Source organism: Niallia circulans, assembly GCF_003726095.1.
GTDB classification, from domain to species: domain Bacteria; phylum Bacillota; class Bacilli; order Bacillales; family Cytobacillaceae; genus Niallia; species Niallia circulans_A.
The window spans coordinates 3133033-3157501 of record NZ_CP026031.1; the positions used below are offsets into that span (position 1 = coordinate 3133033).

18 protein-coding genes are annotated in these 24469 nt (G+C 36.8%); 7 read left to right on the top strand and 11 right to left on the bottom strand.

The window, feature by feature from the left end:
- Positions 1-109: 109 nt before the first annotated feature.
- Positions 110-1540 carry a 4-hydroxyphenylacetate 3-monooxygenase, oxygenase component gene (hpaB, locus tag C2I06_RS15060; RefSeq protein WP_095329756.1) on the top strand — a complete coding sequence of 477 codons (1431 nt, stop codon included), beginning with the start codon at positions 110-112 and terminating at the stop codon, positions 1538-1540.
- Between the two features lie 207 nt (positions 1541-1747).
- Complete coding sequence (locus tag C2I06_RS15065) at positions 1748-2206, top strand: DinB family protein (RefSeq protein WP_095329755.1); 459 nt, start codon at positions 1748-1750, stop codon at positions 2204-2206.
- A gap of 120 nt (positions 2207-2326) precedes the next feature.
- Here the strand turns inward: C2I06_RS15065 and C2I06_RS15070 are convergent, their stop codons facing one another.
- From C2I06_RS15070 to C2I06_RS15110, 9 genes are all read right to left on the bottom strand, one after another.
- Positions 2327-3307, bottom strand: a complete 981-nt coding sequence (locus C2I06_RS15070; RefSeq protein ID WP_095329754.1) for a Gfo/Idh/MocA family protein — start codon at positions 3305-3307, stop codon at positions 2327-2329.
- A gap of 13 nt (positions 3308-3320) precedes the next feature.
- Entirely contained in the window at positions 3321-4154 is an 834-nt protein-coding gene (locus C2I06_RS15075) for a sugar phosphate isomerase/epimerase family protein (RefSeq protein WP_095329753.1), read from the bottom strand.
- A 41-nt stretch (positions 4155-4195) separates the two neighbouring features.
- On the bottom strand, positions 4196-5188 hold the full coding sequence (locus C2I06_RS15080; RefSeq protein ID WP_095329752.1) for a Gfo/Idh/MocA family protein: 993 nt from the start codon (positions 5186-5188) through the stop codon (positions 4196-4198).
- Positions 5185-6198: a Gfo/Idh/MocA family protein gene (locus C2I06_RS15085; RefSeq protein ID WP_123258330.1), complete on the bottom strand. Its 1014-nt coding sequence runs from the start codon at positions 6196-6198 to the stop codon at positions 5185-5187. The genes C2I06_RS15080 and C2I06_RS15085 overlap by 4 nt, the downstream gene beginning before the upstream one ends.
- Before the next feature lie 49 nt (positions 6199-6247).
- Entirely contained in the window at positions 6248-7009 is a 762-nt protein-coding gene (locus C2I06_RS15090; RefSeq protein ID WP_095329812.1) for a carbohydrate ABC transporter permease, read from the bottom strand.
- Between the two features lie 63 nt (positions 7010-7072).
- Positions 7073-8005 carry a carbohydrate ABC transporter permease gene (locus C2I06_RS15095; RefSeq protein WP_123259162.1) on the bottom strand — a complete coding sequence of 311 codons (933 nt, stop codon included), beginning with the start codon at positions 8003-8005 and terminating at the stop codon, positions 7073-7075.
- A gap of 97 nt (positions 8006-8102) precedes the next feature.
- Positions 8103-9359, bottom strand: a complete 1257-nt coding sequence (locus tag C2I06_RS15100; protein WP_095329750.1) for an ABC transporter substrate-binding protein — start codon at positions 9357-9359, stop codon at positions 8103-8105.
- Between the two features lie 61 nt (positions 9360-9420).
- Positions 9421-10626: an ROK family transcriptional regulator gene (locus C2I06_RS15105; protein ID WP_095329749.1), complete on the bottom strand. Its 1206-nt coding sequence runs from the start codon at positions 10624-10626 to the stop codon at positions 9421-9423.
- Positions 10627-11118: 492 nt separating this feature from the next.
- Positions 11119-17172: a lamin tail domain-containing protein gene (locus tag C2I06_RS15110; RefSeq protein WP_123258331.1), complete on the bottom strand. Its 6054-nt coding sequence runs from the start codon at positions 17170-17172 to the stop codon at positions 11119-11121.
- Between the two features lie 223 nt (positions 17173-17395).
- On the opposite strand from C2I06_RS15110, the gene C2I06_RS15115 reads away from it, so the two are divergent.
- From C2I06_RS15115 to C2I06_RS15130, 4 genes are all read left to right on the top strand, one after another.
- Complete coding sequence (locus C2I06_RS15115; protein ID WP_095329748.1) at positions 17396-17731, top strand: PadR family transcriptional regulator; 336 nt, start codon at positions 17396-17398, stop codon at positions 17729-17731.
- Positions 17724-18695: a permease prefix domain 1-containing protein gene (locus C2I06_RS15120; RefSeq protein ID WP_123258332.1), complete on the top strand. Its 972-nt coding sequence runs from the start codon at positions 17724-17726 to the stop codon at positions 18693-18695. Before C2I06_RS15115 ends, C2I06_RS15120 begins: the two co-directional genes overlap by 8 nt.
- Positions 18696-18731: 36 nt before the next feature.
- Positions 18732-19127: a hypothetical protein gene (locus C2I06_RS15125; RefSeq protein ID WP_123258333.1), complete on the top strand. Its 396-nt coding sequence runs from the start codon at positions 18732-18734 to the stop codon at positions 19125-19127.
- A 77-nt stretch (positions 19128-19204) separates the two neighbouring features.
- Positions 19205-20083 carry a VanW family protein gene (locus C2I06_RS15130; protein WP_095329746.1) on the top strand — a complete coding sequence of 293 codons (879 nt, stop codon included), beginning with the start codon at positions 19205-19207 and terminating at the stop codon, positions 20081-20083.
- A gap of 114 nt (positions 20084-20197) precedes the next feature.
- Here the strand turns inward: C2I06_RS15130 and C2I06_RS15135 are convergent, their stop codons facing one another.
- Positions 20198-21181, bottom strand: coding sequence for a ring-cleaving dioxygenase (locus C2I06_RS15135; protein ID WP_095329745.1), 984 nt, complete (start codon positions 21179-21181; stop codon positions 20198-20200).
- 486 nt (positions 21182-21667) lie between these two features.
- On the opposite strand from C2I06_RS15135, the gene C2I06_RS15140 reads away from it, so the two are divergent.
- Complete coding sequence (locus tag C2I06_RS15140) at positions 21668-22345, top strand: hypothetical protein (RefSeq protein ID WP_095329744.1); 678 nt, start codon at positions 21668-21670, stop codon at positions 22343-22345.
- Between the two features lie 243 nt (positions 22346-22588).
- Here the strand turns inward: C2I06_RS15140 and C2I06_RS15145 are convergent, their stop codons facing one another.
- Positions 22589-24418: a hypothetical protein gene (locus C2I06_RS15145; RefSeq protein WP_123258334.1), complete on the bottom strand. Its 1830-nt coding sequence runs from the start codon at positions 24416-24418 to the stop codon at positions 22589-22591.
- Between the last annotated feature and the right edge of the window lie 51 nt (positions 24419-24469).

The following is a 24469-nucleotide window of genomic DNA, read 5'->3' on the forward strand; positions in this document are numbered from 1 at the left end:
GGAAATTTCCAATCTTTACCCATTTAACCAGAACTGAGGACTATATTCATTAATAAAATAATAAAATAGTTTATATCCATTTTATTAATGAATAAGGGAGAAGAAAAAAATGGGAATAGTGAATGGAAAGACATATTTATCACGAATCAGCAGTTTATCTACAGAAATTTGGTTAGATGGGGAAAAAGTCCAGGATCTCTCTAACCATCCTGCTTTTAAAGGGATACTACATTCAAAAGCTTCTCTTTATGATTTACAATGTCAGCCTAACTTAAAGGAGGAAATGACTTTCTTGTCCCCATTATCTGGGGACTCTATAGGTATGTCATACTTACAGCCAAAGACAAAAGAGGATTTGCGAAAAAGAAGAAGGATGATCGAACGGTGGGCTAAGGAAACAGCAGGAATGATGGGACGGAGCCCAGATTATTTAAATACAGTAATCATGAGTTTTGCCACTTCTGCTTCCCTTTTAGAAGGAAAGGAAAATTGTTATCCAAAACATATCCAATCCTTATACGAATCGGCAAGAGAAAAGGATCTTAGTTTTACCCATACTTTTATAACTCCTCAAGTTAATCGCTCGAGTATGTATCTAGAGTATTCCAACGAGCCAATCTCTGCCCAAATAATCGAGAAAAATAATAAGGGGCTAATTATTAAAGGAGCGCGGCTCCTAGCCACACAGGGAGGCCTTACAGATGAACTTTTGGTTTTTGGGGCGCCCAGATTTGCAAAAGAGGAAGCATTTGCATTTGCAATACCTTCAGACACTAAAGGAGTAAAGTTTCTCTGCAGAGAGTCCTATGTAGGAGGAGAATCTACTATTGATTATCCATTAAGCTCACGATTCGAAGAAATGGATTCTATTGTTGTATTTGATAACGTCCTTGTTCCATGGGAACGTGTTTTTTTCCATGAAGATCTAGAAACCGCAAGTATGTTTTTAACTCAAAGCTCTTTTAATTCATTTGCTTATCATCAAGTTATTACTAGGCAAATTGTCAAAACAGAGTTTATTTTGGGCTTAGCGGAAAATATGATAAATACGATTGACGTAGGCGAATATCAACACATCCAAGAAAAGATGGCAGAAATCATTATTGGATTAGAAACGTTGAAAGCACTATTAGAAAAAGCAGAGAACGATGCTCTCTTAAATGACCAAGGATTTATGATTCCAAACAAAACCATCCTGCTAGTTGCTAGTAATATTTTCCCGAAAATTTATCCTCGTTTTTCCGAAATCCTTCAACTAATTGGCGCAAGCGGTTTAGTATCACTGCCAACAGAGAAAATGTTTCACTCAGAAGTTGGGAAAGATTTAAATCAATATCTTCAAGCAACGTGCAGATCTGCAGATGAGCGCAATAAAATCTTTCGATTAGCTTGGGATTTAACAATGAGCTCCTTCGGCACAAGACAGACACAATATGAAAGATATTTTTTTGGTGATCCTGTCCGTCTTTCTGGATTTTTATATAATAACTACCCTAAAAGTAATTATGTAGAGAGAATTAATGAATTTTTGACAGACTGAATTATCAACGGCTGCCCAAATGACTACATATGGGCAGCACTTCTGCATAAGGTTAATAACTAATGAGCGCCCTTCCCTTTTCCTCCCAAATTCAGCCGTCGCATTATTTTCGTCAATAAATCCTGGCATACTTTAACTCAGGAACAATAAAGGATTATTACAGATGGCAATCGAATATTAAATTTTTAAAAAAGGAGGAATAGAATCATGCAAAAGGTTATGGAGGGAATAAATTATTGGATAAAAAGATTACCAGAAGAATTCAACTCTATGTCTGAAAATAGTTCTTCTCATCGTCCCTTGCCAAACAAGTGGTCAAAAAAAGAAATTTTAGGGCATCTTTGTGATTCAGCGATAAATAATATAGAAAGGTTTATCAAAATTCAATATGAAGAACCGGTGTATGCTATTCAATCATATGACCAAAATCATTGGGTTAAGATGCAAAATTATCAGGATAGACCACTTGATGAAATGATAAATCTTTTTCAAACACTCAACAAACAAATTATTCACATTGTAAAAAACATCCCAGTCGAAAAGCTTTCCAATCTTTGCGACATAGGAAATAATCAGCATAAAACACTAGAGTGGCTGATACAAGATTATCATGAGCATATGGAACACCATATTCACTCTCAAATCTTAATCGAAAAATCTTATTAAAAGAAAAGACACACATTAAAATCTGCTATATTTATAACCCCGTTCTCCTTTTAGAACGGGGTTATAAATAGGAAGTCAATCTAAAAAAGTCATATTGTCATTTTATCAATAGAAATCTTTTTACAAAGAATAATAATTACTTAAAGAAATAGGCTCTCCATTTTCATGAGAATCATTTGCAGCAAGGGTAGCAGCTAATGTTTGAACACCATTTTCATAGGATGACAGGATTAATTCTGGCTGATTGGCAGCAATCGCTTTAATGAAAGCTCGATCCTGGGCCTCATAATAATTCAACTTTGGTCGATACGTAGTAGTTGAAAATTCATCTGTAATCGTTATATTGGAACCGTTAAAAGCAACACGGAAATTCTTCCCTAAAATTTCTAGACCCATCCGGTGATCTGGTTGTATAAAAGAGCAGCCTAATTGGCCGATTGCCCCGTTCCTTAAAGTGAAATTGACCGAAGTGACATCTGGTATATCAATATGAGGAATATCCTTTGAAACCAATAGATTCATATTTGCATAGATTTTATCTATATCTCCTGCTAAATAGCGAATTAAATCCAAAATATGTGTGGCTTGTTCTACTAATTGTCCACCTGATTTGGATTGTTCCCGATACCATGGAGTTGGAACAAATTTTGTTAAATAATAGCTGTTAACCATCGCAATTTGTTTGCCTTGTAGATACTCTTTTGCTTTTGCCACTGTATCTAAGTACCGTAAACAGTATCCTGTAGCACAAATAATCCCAGAAGCTTTAATAACCGCAGATTTTCTCTTTACATTATCCAGATTTAATCCAACAGGTTTTTCTACCATAATATGAATGCCCTTTTTAGCAGCCTTTTCCTCGATATCTCCATGGGCAAATGGAGGGACACATATAAAAAGTGCATCCAATGCAGTCTCTTCCATCATCTTGTCTACATCTGTATATGCTGGAATTTGATATTTCTTCCCTACAGCTGTTGCTTGGTCTTCGGATATATCACATACCGCTGCCATTTCTGCCTGTTCAATCAAAGCAATATTCTTCAAATGTACGGATCCAATTCCCCCGACACCTATAAAGCCTACACGAACTTTTCTCATAGCGGACACTCCTCTAAGGACTAACCTTTTTCAGATTTAACACGACATCCAGATGCTTGGAGGTATCTTGGGCAAGATACTCTGGCCCAAATGCATAGGCTGGTATTTCAGCGGTTACTGTATCCTTATAGCCTATGTTCTTTAATGCTTGGTACACTTTTTCCCAATTTACATCCCCAGCTAATAATGGAACAAAGCCAGTAATATTCCCAACGTTCAATTTAAAATCCTTAACATGAACTTTTCGGATTCGCTCTCCTAATATGGAAATCCATTGTTCTGGATAGCCATATTGTAATGCATTGCCGACATCATAATAAGCACCAATATAATCGGAATGGAACTCATCAATATACCTGGCCATTTCGAGTGGAGATAGCAAAAATTTATTCCATACGTTTTCGATTCCCACATGAATATTGTGTTTTTCAGCTAATGGCAGAACTTTTCTTAACTCATCTTGACTGCGCCTATAACAATCAAGGTAAGACGTTTCTTCATTAACTACCCCTGGGACAACTAAAACAGTGTCTGCCCCAATATATCCGGCTAATTCTATTTGTTTTTCAATCACTTTTCTCCCTTGTTCCCGTACCTTTTCATCATAATGAGAAAGAGGGAACTTCCATAATAGATTCGTAGAAATACTGCTTAAGCGTAAACGATAATGCTCTGCCATTTTCCGAATTCGTTTTGCTTCTTCTCTAGACGTATTCATCGTAAGCCCAATGCCATCTATACTTACATTAAGCTCTATTGCATCAAAGCCTGCATCACGACTGTACTTAAATACCATCTCTAATGGTGTATCATCGGGATAACACCACTGATTAATCCCCTTTAGCATCTTTATTCCTCCCTAAATAGCATCCCTGCATAGAGCTATCTCTATTGATTATTCGATTCAATTTTTTCTATCAAAACAGGCCTTTTGCTTTGCGCAGATTCATAGCCTGCCAGAGCAACCTCCATTGCTTTTAGACCATCTTCTCCTGTTATAGTAGGTGCAATTCCCTTTTGCACATTTGTAACAAAGTCTTCTACAAGAGCTTGGTTCATATCATCTCCCCAATAATCCCATTTTGCTCCCTCTGCACTGTACAGCTCACTTTTCTGCGCAAAGGCATCTACTGACAATGTTCCTTTCGTCCCGATTATTTCTAATGTAACGTCTCCCCATGTTGGGAATGTCTTATTTCTTGACCAGCTACAATCAATTGAAGCAAACACATTGTTTTCAAATTCCATTGTTACGATCCCACAATCATCTATCTCATAATCAGAAAAGAGATTATCTACTTCTGCATATACTTCTTTCACATCTGAATTCATATACCATCGCATAATATCCACAAGGTGAACTGTATGATCCATTACGGCGCCGCCGCCTGATTTTTCTTTGTCTACAAACCAGCCGCCCGGGTTAGTGCCGCGATTCGTTCCTTTTATAGCAATAATACTGCCAAGTTCTCCTGTCTCGATAATGTGTTTCGCTTTTACTATTGGTGTACTAAAGCGTACAGGAAAAGCAATTTGCAGGAATACATTATTTTCTTTGCAAACTTCCATCATTTCCAATGCATCCTTCCTATTTGTCGCAATCGGCTTTTCGCATAAAACATGTTTTCCTTTCTTCGCTGCTGCAAGCACATGTTCATGATGCTTATAATTTTCGGAAGTAATGATGACAGCATCTATATCTTGGTCTAAAAGATCTTCATAGTTTGAATAGTAATTGGTACTGTATTTCTTCGCTGCTTCTGCACCGCGAATCTCCTGGTCATCTGCGATTCCTACTAACTCTACTCCTTTGCTTTTCTTTAATGCCTCTGCATAGGCGTACGCATGACCATGAGCAAAACTAATAATTCCTACTCTCATCGTTTTACCTCCATTTCTTGTTTACGCAATTCTACTACTTTTCCTTCCTTTAATGACTCAATAGCAGCTAACGCAATTTCCATTGCTTTATAAGCATCTAGAGGAGTCACTATCGGCTCCTCCTTATTCTTGATACATGAAATAAAATGTTTTAATTCTGTTATATATGGATTTTCTTTTAATGGACTTTCGGGCACCGCGACTCCAGCTGAACCTGTATTATTGTGATTAATGCCTTTTACAAGCGGAGTTGCTTTCGAGCTATCATAGTGAATAACCCCTTCTTTTCCAGCTATTTCAAATTTTGTTGCAAAATTTTGGTGAGCCCAAGTTCCTTCCAAATGAGCAATTACTCCACTTTCAAAGCGCAATGTTACTAATGCATAGTCTAATTTTGCCATCGCTCTTCCTTGGGCACTTTTGGCATAGACTCGCTCTACCTCACCGAAGCACCAGCGTAGATAATCAAAATCATGAATCATTAAGTCTAGCACTAATCCACCACTGCTGTTATAGTCTGCATACCAATCTCTAGAAGCAGATGGGAATCCGCCTCCTCTTTTCGTATTTACAACACCTGGCTTGCCAATTTTCCCTTCTTCTATCATTTGCTTTGCACGCTGGTATTCCGGGAAAAAACGCACGACATGACCTACAAAAAGCTTCACGCCCTTTTTCTTGCAATAGTCGATCATTTCTTTAGCATCCTTTAAATTGCGAGCCAATGGTTTCTCACAAACAACTTGAAAACAATCATCTGCTACTTTTTTGACATATTCCTTATGAAATGGAGTGGGAACACAAACGGACACAACATCAACAGCACCAAGGCTTTCAATCGCTTCCTCATAGCTTGCAAATGCTTGAGCTCCTAATTTCCGTGCCAATTCTTCCGCTTTTTCTAAGGTTCTGTCCACAATTCCAACTAATTGAACATCATCCATGGTTGAATAGGCGAAGGAATGAGTACTCCCCATCGTTCCGGCGCCAATAACTAATGCTTTTAACATATACACACACTCCCTATTCTATTTATCAATTCTTTCTCTTTCTAAATATCTATCTTCTAACCCCTCCAAGTGCAATCCCTGCCAGTAAATGCTTTTGCAGAAAAATAAACATTAACAGCATGGGAATCGTGGACAAGACAGCACCAGCCATTAACAGCGGATAATCTGTAGAATATTGTCCTGAGAAAGTGGAAATCCCAACAGACAATACTCTCATTGACTCAGAGTTTGTCATAACAAGCGGCCATAAGAAATCATTCCATGCAGCGAGAATCGTAAAGATTCCTAAAGCAGTAAGGGCGGGTGTCGAATTTGGTAAAATAATTCTCCAATAGATTCCAAAGTACGAACAACCATCAATTTTAGCTGCTTCATCCAACTCTTTTGGAATGCCCATAAAGAATTGGCGCAGCAAAAAGGTACCATAGGCACTAAAAACGCCTGGAACAATCAAAGCAAAGAATGTGTCAATCCAGCCCAGCTGTGTTAATGTTGCATAATTTGGTATTAAAATTACTTGAGCGGGTACCATAAGCACGGACAGCATTAAAATAAAGAGAACATTTTTCCCAGGAAAATTTAAACGTGCAAAAGCAAATGCAGCTAAAGAACATAAAACAAGTTGACCAATCGTTCTACCTAAAGTGAGAATAATCGTATTCAGATAGTATTTTAAAAAATCCACAGCTTCAAAGACGTTCCCATAATTCTCGAAATGCCATTCCTTAGGGATAATCGTCGGCGGAACTTGCATGGATTCTCCAAAGGATTTCAGAGAGGTAGAAATCATCCAGAGAAATGGCACAATCATGATAAAAGCTCCGATAATGAGCAGTAAATGTCTAGAAACCCGCTTCAAGTAAATCCCCCCTTATTAAGAATCGTAATAAACCCATTTCTTTTGGAAAATAAATTGAATAATGGTCATCAATAGAATGGCAAGAAACAAGATAAATGCTTGGGCAGAAGCAATACCCATTTCACCATACTTAAAGCCTGATTCATAAACGCCATACACAATCGTACGCAGTGGTTCTAATAGCGCTGTACTATTACCAATCATGACAAATAATAAGTCGAATACTTGTAAGGAACTAATCATTCCTGTTATAAAAACAAAGAAAATAGTAGGTGTTAATAGCGGTAAGGTAATACTAAAAAACTTCCGAATCCTTGAAGCACCGTCAATGTCGGCCGCTTCATAATACGTCTTTTCTATTCCCTGAAGTCCCGCTAAGATTAAAATGATATTATTGCCGACACTCATCCATATGTAGACGATAATAACGGATATTAAAGAAATCTTCGGGTCAAATAACCACGATGGCTGCGGAAGATGAAAGATACCTAGAATGTAGTTAATTAAGCCATAATCGGTGTTATATAGCCATTTCCATACCATCCCAACTGCGACCGGCATCGTAACTACTGGCAAGAAATACAAGGTACGATAAAAGATAATGCCTTTTATTTTTTGATTCAGCATGACTGCTATAAATATCGCAATAATGACAGTAAATGGAACGGAAACAAAGGTAAATACTGCTGTATTAACAATCGAACGAAGAAAGGAAGAATCAGTAAATAATTGGATCAAATTTTCTACCCCGACATATTCTGGCATGGAAATACCATTCCATTTTGTAAAGGACAAAGCAAATGAGGCAAGTGCAGGAAAAATATAAAACATAAATAGCCCTATCATGGTGGGAGCAATAAATAAATAAGCAGCAATAGCTTCACGATTGAATTTCTTTTTCTTTCTCTTTCTTGCCACAGTCTCTGGACTCTTTTTATTCACTACCATCGTTTCCAATCGTATCTCTCCCTTCTTTCTTGATTTTTTTCATCCCTTCCCTTTCCATTTGGAATCAATGAAAAGGGAAATTACATTAAAAACCAGCTTAATCCTTCTGTTCTTCTTCCAAAATCGCATTCATTTCTGCAGCAATTTTCTCCAAAGCTTCATCAATCGATTTTTGTCCTAAGAAGGCACCTTGGATTTCCGTTGTTTCAATATTTTGCCATTCTGATGTTTTTTCGGAAACTGGATAAGGGACTGCTTTTTCAAGCGCATCTAAGAATATTTGTAATTCGACATTTGGCAGAGAATCTAACCAAACCTTACTAATTTCCATATGGGCTGGTGTAGCAAATCCTGTCTTAGCCATCACCGTTGTTCCTTCTTTATTAGATAAGCTTTTAATTAGTTCCCAAGCTAAATCTTCATTTTTTGTTTTGCTATTCATTGCCCATCCAATACCATGGACAATGGATGTATCTACTTTTCCTTTCGGCAGGGGCGCTACCCCTAAATCCTCTCCAAGAACCTCTTCATACTCTGCTGCATGAACAGAAATTTCTGGAGTCATGGCCACCTTCTGGGACATGAACCACTGATCTGCATCTGTTTCGATTTGTGCCTTCACGGTCGGAGAAATCTTCTTTTCAATTAATCTATTCAAAAATGCAAATGCTTCTTTTGCTTCCGGTGTGTCAAATCCAGACTTTGTTTTGTCTTCACTAATGACATAACCACCTGCTTGATGCATTAAGTTATAGTAGCCTGATTGATTTCGCACAACTTGATTTAAATAGCCATAGACTCCTTCATCTGGTTTTGTAAGCTTTTCGCCAACTGCCTCTATGTCTTCCCAAGTCCACGTTTCATCAGGGTAATCTACGCCTGCTTCATCAAACAATCTTTTGTTGTAAAATAGGCCAATAGAATCGACAAAATATGGAGCAGCATATAGTTTATCTTCATAGGAATAAAGATCCACAACGGCTGGATAATAATTTTCCTTGGCGAATTCTTCGTCTCCTTGAAGAAATGGTTCTAAATCTTTAATCAAATCAGAAGTTACATATTGGTAAAAGTTAGGTCCATTCATCCAAAAAACATCAGGGCCACTGCCACCGCCCAGACTTGTTCGCAACTTTGTCCAGTACTCCGCAAACGGGGTATAGGTAACTTTTACATTCACATCAGGATGTTCTTTTTTGAACGACTCAATCGATGCATCAACTGCATCACTAACATTTTCATCCCATAATGCAACTTCAATCGTTTTCTTTCCATCACCCGATGACTTCCCGCTACATGCCACAAGCATGATGGAGATCAACACAAAGATACAAAGGCTTAATAACTTTTTCATAATCCCCCTCCACTTTCCCTTTAGTAATGATTGAATATTCTTTAAATCACCTATCCACTCTTTATAATTGAAAACGAAATTTTCCTTGAAGAATGACCGCTGCCGCTCCCAATAAGTCAAAATCCGACCCCAAAGAAGTACTTTGAATGTTTATGTCCTCTTTTAATATAGGAATCACCATTTCAGATAATTTCTCTCTTATCTTTTTGATAAATAAGGGATTATCCTGTACCACTTCACCACTTATTATGATTATTTCGGGATTTAGTAAGTGAATCGTATTAGAAATCGCAATCGCTAAATAACTGATAATTTCATCAAGAATTTCGATACTTAACTTATCATTCCGTTTAATTGCATCAATAAAAATTTCAGGGGTAAGTTTTCGGATGTCATTTTCAATTAAATTTTTTATTAACGTATCACGCCCTTTAGTTAGGATGGAGGAAACTATATTAGAATAAATAGCTGGCCAGTTTACATAGTTTTCTAGACAGCCATTGTTTCCACATTCACACTTTGAACCACCTGGGACAACAGTTGTATGCCCAATTTCTCCAGAGCTTCCTTTGAATCCACGATAGATGGTCCCATTAATCATCAAACCGGAGCCTACACCATCTCCTATAGTGAGATACATGATATCTTTATAGCTGTTAAAAGAACCGAAATAATATTCTCCCACCGCAAATGCATTTACATCATTATCTAAAAAGGTTGGTAAGTTAAATTTTTCTTCTATCAATTCTGTTAGCGGAACATCATAAAGCTTAAGTTTGGTGTTATAACCAATCATCCCGTTGTTGGAATCTACAATTCCAGGAGTTATGATGGAAATCCCTTCGCAAAACTCTAATCGGTCATTCCCTGCCACAAACTGTTCCAATAAGTCTATCAAAAGCAAAATAATCTCATTACCTTGAAGCTGATTTACTGGATGAACGTTCTTCCTTAATATTTTTCCTTCTAAGTCCATATCAGCCATCTTAATATAAGAATTAGTGATAGATACCGCTATAATGGAATGCTTACTCGGGTTAAAGCGAAGCAATACCGGCTTTCGCCCGCCACTGGAATGACCAACACCATCTTCAATTACCATGCCTTTACGAATTAAATCATTGACAGCTGATGTAACGGTAGTAGGGCTTATTTTTATTTCTTTTGCAACCTGACTTCTTGAAATCGGTCCTTTTTTTCGGATTGTATCTAAAATAATGGATCGATTTAATTCTTGTATGAGCTTTAAATCCCCTGTTCTTTGCACAAATGAAATCCTCTCCCTCTACTTACTTTTACCAATGACTTTAAAAAGAAATGAAAATTCTACTTGAAATGAAATATAAATTAGTTCGACTAGGATGAGTATTATAGGAAATGAATGGGGGATCGTGGTGTATGGAAGATTCTATCAACTTACTTTTTCTAGTGTCGTTATTAAGTATAGAAAAATAAACAGATCTGTTGTAAATATGTTTTTCATAACCATCCAAATAATTGTTTTTATTTCTTTAGCCTCCTTTTATAACCGTTAGATTTTAATCATAGAACGAAATAAGTAAGGGAGCTGAAAGGTAAATATTCGTGAAGATAGTGTAGATAATTCCAATATATTATTATCATAATGAAAATAGTACATTTTATAGTTAAAGAGCGATAGTCTTAGTAAATAGATTCTACCGCTCTTTATTTTTATTAATAAATGATTATTAGAATTCCCTGTAGTTAAACCATAAATAGGAATAAATGGAACTAGATCCTATATTTCTCTACGTATTCTTCTCCAGTAAGCAACTACCATTCCTCCAATTAATAACACTAATCCTACCAGCATAATTGTATAATTTTCTGTAGCTGTATTTGGGAGTATGGTGGACTGATTATTTTTTGGTTCACTTTGATTGATAACGCTTGGATTTGGCTGTGTTGGCTTTTCGCTTCCTCCATCATTTCCTCCTAGATTCGGCTCCGTCGGCTTCTCGCTTCCTCCATCATCTCCTCCTGGATTCGGCTCCGTTGGCTCTTCGCTTCCTCCATCATCTCCTCCTGGATTCGGCTCCGTTGGCTTCTCGCTTCCTCCATCATCTCCTCCTGGATTCGGCTCCGTTGGCTCTTCGCTTCCTCCATCATCTCCTCCTGGATTCGGCTCCGTTGGCTTCTCGCTTCCTCCATCACCTGGTTCTGTTGGAGTTTCTGGTGTCGGCTGTCCTTTGGCAAAAGACCAAATATCAGAAGTTACTGATCCTGTATAATCATCAGAAGCTACTACGTACCAATCATATACTTGCCCTTCTTTTAGATTCTTCCATGCTATTTCTGCAATCTCGCCGCTTGCTACATTTTCTTGCTTGCCGATTTCTTCCTTTGTATAAACATTTACTGCAAAGTAATCCGTAGCAACTTGTTTCTCTTGGACTGTTAAATCTAAATCAATAGCCAATTCATCTTTCAATGGATACTCTATTGGGTCATAGAAATTATAATCATCTAAATATGGTGAATACGTATTAATAAGAATTCTATTATTCTTTTGATCAAAATGAAGTAGTTTCATATAGCCTTGCCCGCCTTCTGGACCACCTTGATAGTCGCCAAGCATTTGGTAGACTTTTCTATCGACTTTCCCGTCCTGATCATCATCCACTTCACTGATTAATGTCTCCGAATCATGATAATGTCCACTTAATACAAGAAAGACATTTTCATTCTTCTCTACTACCTTCTGGAAAATTTCTTCCCCAATAGGGCTTCTATTTCCGGAAACTAATAAGTATTCATGAAAATTAAGAATGGCTTTACGATCTGGATATTGTTTTAGTACATCATTTATCCATTTCATATCCTCGTCGTTTACTCCCCAGCCCATATATACCATGATAAAGTCATTTCCACCCGCAGAAATCAAATCATAATGACCACGATTATTCTTGTAAGATTCTCCGTAAAATGGCTTATCTTTAAAGCGATCTTCTCCGAACCATTTAGAGAATTCTTTGTAGTCATTTGATAATTGGTTGACATCATGGTTTCCGGCAAGCACGCCATATGGAATTTTGTTTTCTTCTAACGTTCTCATATATTCATCGGCATACACCCATTGTTTCTCATCATCAAACTCGTCGACAACATCACCAGTATGCATGACATATTTAATTTTCATCTCTTCTTGTTTTTCCGCAATCCATTCTGTTTGTCGCTTATAAATATATGGATAGCTCTCTGCATAATATTGCGTATCCGACATCCAAACAAATGTATAATCATATTCATCTGGTGTGCTTGGAATTTCATCTTGAATTAACACATTAACTTTATTCGTCTTATCAGCAAATGCCCTTACATCGACGTCTGCTTTTAATGTGAAATCTTCTGATCCAGCAATTTTATATGTTAGCAGCTTCCATTTATTTTCTTGCATGCTCCAAGCATACATGGAGACCTTTCTTCCTTGCAGTGATTTTCCGTTCCACACTAGCTCCACTTTATCTTGATTACTAATAGAAGGATCAAGCGCTACTTCAAAGCGATGATAAGGGAATTTAGTACTTGAATTCGTTGTTAGATACTTTCCGTCTAAGGAAGAAATCGCCGAAACATCCTTAGCAGTTAATGCCTTTTCCCCTGCTGGTGCCAGCTCAACTGGTGGTTCTGTGTCACTAGCATTTTCAAATGATTTTACTTTACTATCCGATGCTTCATATTTATATCCTTTATAATACGTAACATCCATCGAATCATTTGTTGGATCCGTTACCTTTACCTTCAACTTCGGATCTCCATCGACGGGTGCTGCTGTGTTATTAGCTGGCGCTATTAATTCTGGCTTATTTGGATTTTCATTTGAAACAGAGAAGGAAATATCCGCTTCTGCTTTATTGCCCGCCTTATCTATTGCGACCATTTTTAAGGTATGCTTGCCTGGAGCAAGCTTGGAAGAAGCCGTATCAAATGGTACCTTAATCTCTTCCTCATCAAGGGTTACTTCCAGTGATTCTACACCAGCAATTGCATCTACTGCACTCGCTTCAATGGTAAAGACACCTTTATATTCTTTCTCAGCTTCTATATTTGTTTTGATTACTGGGGCAGTATTATCTACTTTTATAGTAGCAGTTGTTTCCCTTTCACTATCTGTAGCTTTAATGCTGTAAGCTCCATCAGAAACAGTCGTCGTATCCCAAACATAGGTTTTTGCTTTTGACTGCTCTTCTGTTATCGTAAAAGTAAAATCTTCAAATGGACGATACGTGCCATCATCCCCCATATCAAATACTTGAGAAGGATCAGCCTTTTGTGGATCTCTAATGACCGTACCATCAGCTAAAATTAACCTTACATTCCTTAGATTATAATCATCTCTATTTTCTTCACTTTCTTCTAATTGGAATGGAGAAGCCTTATTCCCCGAGCGAACGGTAATAATATTTTCTCCGACGGCTAATTTATTTGGGTCAATCGGAATCGTAAACGTTTTCCAATCAGAATTATTATCCTTATCCAAAAGGTGGATTATTTCCTCTCCCATTGTAATAGCATTTTTGAAATACATATTCAAACCGCTAATATCAACAGCAAGATAAGCTTGTGTTTCTAATGTGCTGTAGGTGCTTTCCTCTACTTTTTTTCCATCAATAAAAAGTTCTACATCCCTAGCGGCTGTTTCTTTGGATGCTGCTTTTAAGATTGCTTTTCCAGTTAAAATATCATCATCTTTAACATTTAAATAGATAGGTGCATTGTTTATTTCATTTTTAATAGTAATGACATATTTTTCGGATGTTACCTCATTTTGCCCATCTGTGGCAACGAAATAATATTCGATTTTCTCTTTCGCAATAAAGTTAGCTGCAGATAGAATAGTGGCATAATATTCGCTGTCGCTCGCATCTACTGTTAATAATATTTTTTCATAATCTGTTTGATCATTCGTACGATAATACAAAAGCACAGATTTAATTCCCTTGTCATCGGTTGCTTTTGCTCGAATGGTTAAATCATTCATCTGCTGAATTTCTTGAACATTCGTAGCGTTGATGAGAGTTGGCGGAACCGTATCATCCTCTACATGAACTGGCTCGTTCGGCACTTGTGACGGTTCTATGGAGCCAGGAGTTCCTAGTTTTGTTTTCGAACTAATTTTGACTGATTGCGTGGAGCCATCCTCCGGGAATTTATAAAGAACGCCCATATTCATTGCCGTATCTAATTGCGCTGCCTCATCATTATAATAAGCAACATTTATCTCTTCTTTTGTATTCGTGGCAATTACTAGACCACGCATACTTCCATTGGCCATGCCATCACTTTTAATACGAACAATATCTTTATTTTCGACAAGGTTTGTGCCATAATTCGCATTAAAATCAGCTACTGTTTTATCCCCATTTTGAGAATTAATCACCCAGAAGACAAGAGTGCCTTGCGGTTCGATTATCGTATCATCTGGTACAGATGGCCAGACAACATCTGTATTAGGATCTGCATTATAGCGATATTGAATTTTATAATCCTTGAAGTTTATTGCCTTATCGGTATTATTATAGATTTCTATGTACTCATAGCCATCTGCAGTCCCGACATTAGCACTATCAGGCACTATTTCTGTAATAAGCAATTTAGGAACTTTGGTAAAATCAATATCCGTTTTCTCCACCGAAATTGTATATTCTTCGGTTTTGCTTTCGTTGATTCCATCACTAGCTACCAGATAATAAATAATGTCTCCATCTATATCTGCTGCTGGTATAGTTGCTGAGTATTTCCCTTGCGTATCCTTTAAAAGAGATACAGATTTAAAATTTTCATCCGGTGCTTTTTTATAATGTAAAGTCACAATTGGATTTGCTGTCTCATTATCCGTTACCTTTGCTTCTACTGTAACGGCCGTAAATGCTTTTGCTGTTTTCATTGCCTGATGAGAAATGGCCGGTGGTTCCGTATCTTTCGGAACATCAGGTAGATCCACTATCTTAGTTGGAATTTGGTCTGCTTCTATTTTCCCAGGTGTAGGATCTGCTAATACTTTATACTTAACCATTTCCGTTCCCGTTTGAGGAAATTGATAATGAATCACTTTGCCATTATTATCATTTTCAGAACCTAAATAACTAGCTGAGATCGTGATATTCCCTTCGGCATCTTTGATTTCAAGAGCACGATTACCACCATTAGCGAAACCAGGGAATGTTTGATCTGTAAACATTACTACTTCGTTACTTGTAAGATTTGTCCCATACTCTTTATTAAAATCAGCTAATGTTTTATTTCCGTTATTAAACCAGAATACAAGCCTCTCTTTTGATTTTATTTCAGTTGCTGGTAATGGAAATAGAATCGGCTCTCTCGAATTATCTGTATATACATAGTAGAAAGAGTAACTTGCTGTGTTCAATGTTTGGTTGGAATTATTATATAGCTCAAAGTATTCGTAATAATCTGTGCCTCCTCCCATTGAATTAGGAGCAAGTTCTGTAATTAAAAGAGGACGATCACTATATGTATCTTGCGCTGGTTCTTTTTCTGGTTCTTTTTCTAATTCGATTGTATATTCGGATGTTTTTGACATATTCATGCCGTCTGAAGCTTCCAGATAATAGACTACTTTGCCTAATGCAGCCTCTTTTGGTATGCTGGCTGTGAATTTTTGTGGTTGGGCCGAATCTTGTTTCATCTCTAATGCTTTTAATTCTGTATCTGTTTCACCTTGATAATACAAAGTAGCTGTTGGATTCTTTCTATCATCTACAATAGTGGCTTCGATAGAAATTGCCTCTCCTGCTTTCATGTTTTTTTTTGCTTCGTGCGTTATGACGGGAGCTTCTGTATCCTTAGTTACGGGATTCACTGGAACTTGCTCTGCTGGTACTTGTCCATCACTTAATGCACCTGGTGTTGGGGCAGCCTTAACTTCCTGCTTTACCATCTCTGTACCTTCTGTTGGAAAAGCATAATGAACATCTGCACCTGTATTATCCGTTTCACCTGGTAAATAGTTTGCTGACACTACTTCCTGCCCTGCAAGTTTTTTTATGAGGACACCTCGATTACCACCATTGGCAAAATCTGAAAAATCCCCTTTAATGGAAATTACTTGTTGTTCTGTTAATGAAGTGCTGAAATGTTTGTTGAAATCCTCTACTGAAAGTCCCTTGACATTAAACCAAAGAACAATGGTTTCTTGGGGTGCTAGTATTGCTTCTGGCATAGACATTATTTTATCTGCTGTATTACCGCCTATGTATTGGTAATAAAAATAATAGCTATTTAAGTCTATTGGCTGATTAGTATTATTATAGACCTCAATAAATTCAAAGTTATCTGTCCCTTTCGAATCAGGAGCTAGCTCGGTAATAAGCAATGGCGGTAGTTTTTTGTAATCAAAAGATTCTTGTTTCTTCTCTGCTTTCTCCTGATTTTGATTCGTTTCATTTGTTATTTCCTCTTTTGCTGGTTCCTTCTCTTCCGTTTCTTGAGGTTTATCCTCTTCCTTTATTACTGATTCTTCCTTTTGTTCAGCAGTTGGTGTTGATTTCTTCTCTTTGGAAATAGATGAGGATTCATTTTCATGCTGATTCTTTTCCTCCTCTTTTTCTTCTTCGGCTATTTCACCCTTCTCTTTGTCGGTTGTAGTTTCAGGTGCTTCTACCGTGTTATTTTCTGCTGTGTTTGGCGGATTCTCCTCTACTTTTTTACCAGTTGGTTCGGCCGCATACATCGTTAAACCAGGAAAAATAGGGAAATATGTAGAAAAGAAAAATACCCCCATAACAAAAATGACAAAAGCCCTCTTTGTTATCCTCTTTTTTAAAGTCACAAGCTTATTCCTCCCTTAAGGTGATTATTCTACTCAGTAAAATCATAGAGGTCCTATTTTAAGGAACCTTTAAGCAAGTATTAATAAACATAAAATTTATGTAAAGAAAGGGAGATCAGAATTTTTTAACATTTTTACTTCATCTGTCGTAGTATATATGGTAAAGTATAATTACTACGACAGTCATAGTATGACAGATAAAGTATTTGAAAGGGGTGATTTTTTGATTAGCAGTGATATCATTCGCGGCTATAATGACACCATCATTCTTTTTTTACTATTAGAAAAGGATTCTTATGGTTATGAAATTTCAAAAGATATACGAACATTGACTAACGAAAAGTACATTATTAAAGAAACAACCCTTTATTCTGCGTTTAATCGATTAATCAAAAATAACTATATTCATTCCTATTACAAAGAAGGAGAATTCGGAAAAAGAAGGACTTATTACACCATAACGTTAGAAGGCAGAAAATATTATCAGGAAAAATGCCAAGAATGGTTCGTAACCCAGGAAGTAATTAACTTATTTATTAAGGAGGGATATAATGAATAGCATTATAAATTATTTAGACAATGTCTTTGCCAGCTTACCAAAAACTTTAGAAATGGAAACACTGAAGCAAGAAATGCTCTCAAATATGGAGGATAAATATAATGAATTAAAAAAGGCTGGAAAATTGGAACATGAAGCAATAGGTATTGTCATTTCTGAATTTGGGAATATGGATGAACTGTTAAGTGAGCTTGATCTTCCCTTAACCGAGGAAACAGCACTAGAACACCAACTTACGGAAGAAGAGGTAACAACTTTTTTACAAAAAACAACAAAAGCAATGAATTTTATCGGAATAGGTGTGATGCTATGCATACTTGGCTCCGCCCTGCTAATTCTCTTCCTTCAATTGTATAATCAAGGATTGCTGAACGGCATAACCGAAAACACAGCCACTTTAATCGGTGTTGGTCAATTACTTTTATTGGTAGCAATTGCTGTTAGTTTATTTATTTATAGTGGCCAGCTATTAGAAAAGTATAAATTTATGGAAAAAGCAGCTAATTTTGAGCTTTCCACTCCTTTAAAAAAGAAAATAACAGCAGAAAAAGATGCATATCAGCCAATCTTTTTTCGTTCAGTAATTATCGGGGTAGCATTATGTATTTTATCCCCAATCGCAATACTAATAACCTCTGGTATGAGTGATCAAGCAGCAGTTTATGCGGTCTGTCTTTTACTAGTCTTTATCGCAATAGCAGTATACCTATTTATTATTAGCGGCGGCAAAAAAGATGCATATGAAAAGCTGTTAAAAGTTGAAGACTATTCCTTTGAAAAAAGAACAGAGGATAAAGTAATCGGCGCCTTTGCAGCGGTTATCTGGCCACTAGCTGTTGTCATTTTCTTAATTACTGGCTTCGTGTACGGAAACTGGCATATCAATTGGATTATCTTCCCAATAGCCGGACTGATAATGGCCATGTTTAGCGGTGCTTATACCATTATAAAAAAAGATAGATAGGAAAACAGAGCAATGGCGGTGTTTGTGAAGGAATAGTTGCACAAAAGCAGAGAGGATATCAGCCAAACTCCGGGGGGTATCAGCCAAACTCCAGGGGGTATCAGCCAAACTCCGGGGGTTATCAGCCAAACTCCAGGGGGTATCAGCCAAACTCCGGGGGTTATCAGCCAAACTCCGGGGGTTATCAGCCAAACTCCAGGGGGTATCAGCCAAACTTCAGGGTTATCAGCCAAACTCCAGGGGGTATCAGCCAAACTCCAGGGGGTATCAGCCAAACTCCGGGGGGTATCAGCCAAACTTCGGGGGTATCAGCCAAACTCAAATTTTATCAGCCAAAGCAGAGAGGATATCAGCCAAAGCAGCATCAAAAATGTCTCTCTGCTTCTTTACAATCTTCGAACTTCCAAACGAATACCTCTACTTCCACATTAAAATTACAAATAAGTACATTAAATAAAAAAACAAACACATATTAATGGATAACGGATATTTTTACGGAGGTATTTCTTATGTATGTTCATTTTTTACTCGGAGTGATGCTATTTTCCCATCCTGTACTTTTATCAGGTGATATTATTAAAGCAACAGAAAGTATATCACAACCAAAAGATAAGAAAGAAGAAATTTTTTTATGGAAATCCCCTGGTTTACCTGTTATCCATACAGATGAGTTCAATAAAGTGATGGAGGAAATAGATAAAAAAGTATATATCGCACCCAAAGATGCTGCCGTCAATAAGTATGGAGGGATTGTCCCTGAAGAAGTTGGCTATCGTCTGCATCGAGTTAAATTTATAGAGCAAATGTATGCACATTATTTCAATGATATTTCTAGTAACAAAGGGTATCCTCTAGAAGTGATTTATCCTAAGGTAGATAGTGAGCTGTTAGAAAGTATTCGCCGCAAAAAAATAGGCAGATATATAACATCTTTTAACATGAGGAATAAAGAACGGAGTATGAATATTTCTCTTGCTACTGAAGCGATTAATAACAGTGTCATTTTTCCAAATGAAAAATTTTCTTTTAATCAAATTGTCGGGAAAAGGACCGTGGAAAAGGGCTATTTACAGGCACCCGTCATTATTAACGGGAAATTTTCAGAAGATATTGGCGGTGGAATTTGCCAAGTTTCCTCTACCCTATTTAATGCAGTAGATAATGCGGGATTAAATATCATTCAACGATATTCACATAGTAGAAAAATCTCTTACGTTCCTCCCAAGCGAGATGCTACCGTTAGCTGGGACGGACCAGATTTTGTTTTTGAAAATAATTACGAACATCCCGTCCTTATTCAAGCCAAAATGTTAGGGCATCATTTACTCATAGAACTCTATTCAGCAGAAACTATCTCTTATCAACCTAGAAAAGTTCCTTATCTATAGAGGAAAAACAGAGGGAGGGTTCTTGTGAGAACAACATATATATCATTATAAATAAGAAGAGGGATGGTCCTATTGAAGTTCATTAACCTCCATAGAAACATCCCTCTGTTTGTTTTACAAGTACTCTTTGTCGATTTCTATATTACTGCGCACTGTGTTTATAGGTCTTACGAGCTTTTCAATTTTTTCACGGTTTGGTTCAAAAAATGGTGGTAAGGATAATTTTTCTCCTAATGTTTCATATGGCTCGTCTCCCATAAATCCAGGGCCATCTGTTGCTAATTCAAATAAGATTTGCGGTGCAACATTGGAATATAAAGAACCGAAATAATAGCGCTCTACAAAACCTGAGTTTGGCAATTTAAAGCTGCTCAAGCGTTCTTGCCATTGATCTAATTCGCCACGATCTTCTACTCGAAAAGCAGCATGATGAACGGTACCAAACCCTTGTCTTGCTTGTGGAAGAATGGTGTTAAATTCTACAATAACTTGGGCACCATTACCTCCTTCTCCCATTTCAAATAGATGGAATGATCCCTCTTGAGAAACTTCTTTCATTAAAAATACTTTTTCTAATACTTCTTGGAAGTATTCCAAGTAAGCAGTCCGAACAAATATTGGTCCTAATCCTGTAATTGCAAATTCTAATGGAACAGGTCCATTTTGCCATGGAGTCCCTGATGCAACTCCTGCATTTTTTTCATCCGAAATAAGTTGATATTGTTGGTCATCAAAATCTACAAATGACAATGTCTTTTTCCCAAACTGTTCTTGAATTCCTTTATGCTTCACTTCATACTTATCAAAGCGTTTTACCCAGTATTCTAAAGCTGCATCTGTCGGCACTCGGAATGATGTTTTGGAAATCTCATTTGTGCCGTGGACTCCCTTTGGTATGCCAGGAAAATCAAAAAATGTCATATCCGTACCTGGACTGCCGACATCATCCGTAAAATATAGATGATAGGTTTGAATATCATCCTGATTAACTGTTTTCTTTACCAATCTTAGCCCTAATACATAGGTAAAAAACTCATAAATTTTTTCGGCACTGCTTGTAATTGCTGTAATATGATGAAGTCCTTTTAACTCATTCATTATTATTTCCTCCTATTATTTATCTCGAAGTTGAGATATTTATATAAAAAATATATTTAATTAAGATATCTTTAATTCGAAATAATTTTATCACTTAATAGCATTTTGGTCAATTGTTTTTCTTTTACTATATTTTCTGCTTCCTTATAAACATCATAAATTCATATTCGTCAAAAAATAAGCCAACTTAACGTAGCCTTCTATTAAATACGATTGACTAATTTTATCTAAGAATTGAGTGGAAGTCTCCATTCATTTTATCAAACAATTATGGACAAGTCTTGAAAACTACCTTAATCGTAAAGGAGATTCTTAAATAATTGTTCTAGTACATATTCTTTCTTGTTTTCTTTTATATTTTAGGGGATTATTAATAGAACGGAGAATATTCACATAACTTTTTGGGAAAGTTAACATTGTCAGTATTATTCGATGAAAGTTCTAAACTTTATATAAGATAAATGATCACCGAAGGGAGAGTTTGACATGAAACTATATCAAGTAAGAAAAGGACAATTTGTATATTTTAACAATGAGTTGCACAGGGTATATTCTGTGAAGCCTGTATACAAAAAGTCCGTCCATCTTATCAAACTTAAAGATTTAACCCAGCATTTAACCATTGCCTCGAAAATTGAAAAATATAAACCAAAACAGCTTGACAGTTTTATTTTCAACCATAAGGCATATACACTTCACAAAGATAAAAAAGCTGAAGAAGGGGACTATATCTTAATTACAAATCCAAATCCCGATTACATGGACAGCTATTCATTAAACGAAATTGAAATTGTATCGTCTGTTGAACCCGATGGAGTAATCACAACAAAACATAATGGAGTCAAACATAATGAATATTTACTGATGATTCCAGGCCGTGATAATGACAGTAACTCTATAGATTATTTTAATAAAAATTTGGCAAATAGTGATATATTGAGCGACGATTCTGATCAACCTGAAAAAAGTACTCAAGGTGATATGCCGAGTATTGGTGATGTATATAAAAAAATAGGTGGGGATCACCCCCTTCAGACGATGGTGGTCGCTATCAACGGCGAAAAAATTTTCTTGGGAAATAACTTAGAAGTCTCTTTGAATGAGTTAAACGATAAGGAAATATGGGAGTTTCAATATAGCCTCCTAGAGACAGACCTGAAATGAACACAAGTGTCAGAAAGTGGATTTGATGAAAAAAGTGACGATTGTTTTTACGATTTCAATAGTCAGCAATCGGTTGTATTCTGCAAGTTAAACCAATAATGACCTATCAATGCCATATGTACTTGCTGCTCAGATTGCTCCAAATCGTAATGAAATCTTTATCTCTAAAAAAACATAAGAAAAAGAAGCGAAAAGACGGTTCTAATAAGGATAGACCTCACTAGAACCGTCTTCTTTGCTGTTCTACTTCAACAACTGCTTGGCTAATCTCCGTTCTTCTTTATCTTTTGTTGTGCTCATTATTGTTTTAAGGGCATGCTGTATTTCTGATAGCTGCCTAAAGGTTGGCGACCATTCTGCCAACACACTTAATCCTAGCCAACGTAAGCTTTCATTTTTAGTTTCTAGAGATGCGTAAACTAATGGTGCCCCTATTCCCTCGAATTCATGTAAATCTTGAATAATATACTCTAGACAATACTGTTCTTCCAGCGATAAACTGGATAAAGAAAAATGTGTTTCTGCAAAGGCACAAAGATCTTGAATAGACTGTAAATCCCTTGTTTCCATGATAGCACCATACAATATACTGTTTGTCGGCTCTTTCTTCAGCTTTTCAAATAATAGTGCCGTAATGTCTAATTGATAGAATCGAGCTATCTCCATTGCTCGGAAATCTACCTTCTCGCTCGATTGTAATACATCCAATGCCAGCTGTGACCATTTAGGGTTGTCTATAAACGGTTGAACAGCTTCTTGAATTGCCTTGCGTTCATGCTGCTTCCATTGTCCATTTAATCGCTCTTCCCAAATGTCATCTTCAGCATGAACAAATTCGCTTATTTTCATTATCGGATAAAAATCCTCTAAGCTTTCACAGTGGGTTGTGGCGTGGTGAAGGAAGCGAGTCATTACAGCACTGGCGTAAGGATATTGATCCATGCCGTCTTGATTTTCATCGTCTAATAAGCCTTCTATAATCATAGCCGCTCCCGTGTATAGCTCCTTGGAAATATTCACTTCGTAGAGCGCAACATCTAGCTCTCCCTTTACTGCACAACGATGCGCTAGGAAATCAGCAAATTTCCTATTTTCACATCCTTTTGTAAGCAGCCAATACTTCATTTCCGGCGTCTTCGCTTCTACTAGCTCAATCGCTGTCATTTTACCAATCCCTCGGACAGATTGAACTAGTTTCCATATTTGATCATTTACTCCCTTCCCTCCGCTTCTTATAGCGAATATAGCATATGGGGTAAACTCATCGTGTAAGCCGATTGTATATAAAAGCTCCTGATATTCCTCACAGTTCGTAAACCCGAGAACAAGAATAGCAAATTTAACAACATCTCTATGTGCAGCATGTTCTAATAGCCATAATGCCTCTTGCTGTGCCATCTGTTCATCCAATTCCGCTTGTCCTAACTGGTCTAGAAGCTCATCTCGATAGATGGCAATATGGTCAAAAATAATTTGATCATATGTCGCCTTTCTTGTTTTTATAGTGGGTTGTTCCAGCTGTTCTTTAAAAAGCTTCATCAGCTTACTCACAAAAAACGGCGTTTTCGGTTCATTCACGATGATATCAAATAACCCTGGCTCCAATGGTGGATTATCTTCTCCAAAAAAGTACGTATCATCTGGTAAAGTATTTTCTACTATTCTATTATTTTCTAGAACTTGTCTTTGAATAAACGGAACTATTTTCTCTTTATGATCCCAGGGCAGAAATTCAAGTTTTTCGGATTCCTGCAGAATCGTCTCATTATCAATTTTGATGCTGCAGTTTAAACTTACGTAGCCACCAATTTTAACAGAGACTTTATGCTTTTTCCCACCTTCCAAAGTGAGGACTCCCGATAGCTTTGTGTAAGGAATAATATGCGATAGTATTGATTTCCGTTTATTCTGAGCTACCGTTATCCCATCAATGATAAGCAACTCTTCTTTCATTTGATTGATCACTTCTATCACATGTCCTTTATAATGAACGGTCCAACTCTTTTGAACCTCTTTCTCTATATCCTTTGTTAAATTCCGCATTTCATGTTTTAATTCATCTTTAAAGCCCATGCCATTCCTCCTCATTTTTGAACACAACAAAAATGGATAGTTTAGTATATT

Coding starts and splice junctions, on each gene's coding strand:
- hpaB (WP_095329756.1), top strand. CDS start 110: ATGGGAATAGTGAATGGAAAGACATATTTATCACGAATCAGCAGTTTA.
- C2I06_RS15065 (WP_095329755.1), top strand. CDS start 1,748: ATGCAAAAGGTTATGGAGGGAATAAATTATTGGATAAAAAGATTACCA.
- C2I06_RS15070 (WP_095329754.1), bottom strand. CDS start 3,307: ATGAGAAAAGTTCGTGTAGGCTTTATAGGTGTCGGGGGAATTGGATCC.
- C2I06_RS15075 (WP_095329753.1), bottom strand. CDS start 4,154: ATGCTAAAGGGGATTAATCAGTGGTGTTATCCCGATGATACACCATTA.
- C2I06_RS15080 (WP_095329752.1), bottom strand. CDS start 5,188: ATGAGAGTAGGAATTATTAGTTTTGCTCATGGTCATGCGTACGCCTAT.
- C2I06_RS15085 (WP_123258330.1), bottom strand. CDS start 6,198: ATGTTAAAAGCATTAGTTATTGGCGCCGGAACGATGGGGAGTACTCAT.
- C2I06_RS15090 (WP_095329812.1), bottom strand. CDS start 7,009: ATGATTGTGCCATTTCTCTGGATGATTTCTACCTCTCTGAAATCCTTT.
- C2I06_RS15095 (WP_123259162.1), bottom strand. CDS start 8,005: ATGGTAGTGAATAAAAAGAGTCCAGAGACTGTGGCAAGAAAGAGAAAG.
- C2I06_RS15100 (WP_095329750.1), bottom strand. CDS start 9,359: ATGAAAAAGTTATTAAGCCTTTGTATCTTTGTGTTGATCTCCATCATG.
- C2I06_RS15120 (WP_123258332.1), top strand. CDS start 17,724: ATGAATAGCATTATAAATTATTTAGACAATGTCTTTGCCAGCTTACCA.
- C2I06_RS15130 (WP_095329746.1), top strand. CDS start 19,205: ATGTATGTTCATTTTTTACTCGGAGTGATGCTATTTTCCCATCCTGTA.
- C2I06_RS15135 (WP_095329745.1), bottom strand. CDS start 21,181: ATGAATGAGTTAAAAGGACTTCATCATATTACAGCAATTACAAGCAGT.
- C2I06_RS15140 (WP_095329744.1), top strand. CDS start 21,668: ATGAAACTATATCAAGTAAGAAAAGGACAATTTGTATATTTTAACAAT.
- C2I06_RS15145 (WP_123258334.1), bottom strand. CDS start 24,418: ATGGGCTTTAAAGATGAATTAAAACATGAAATGCGGAATTTAACAAAG.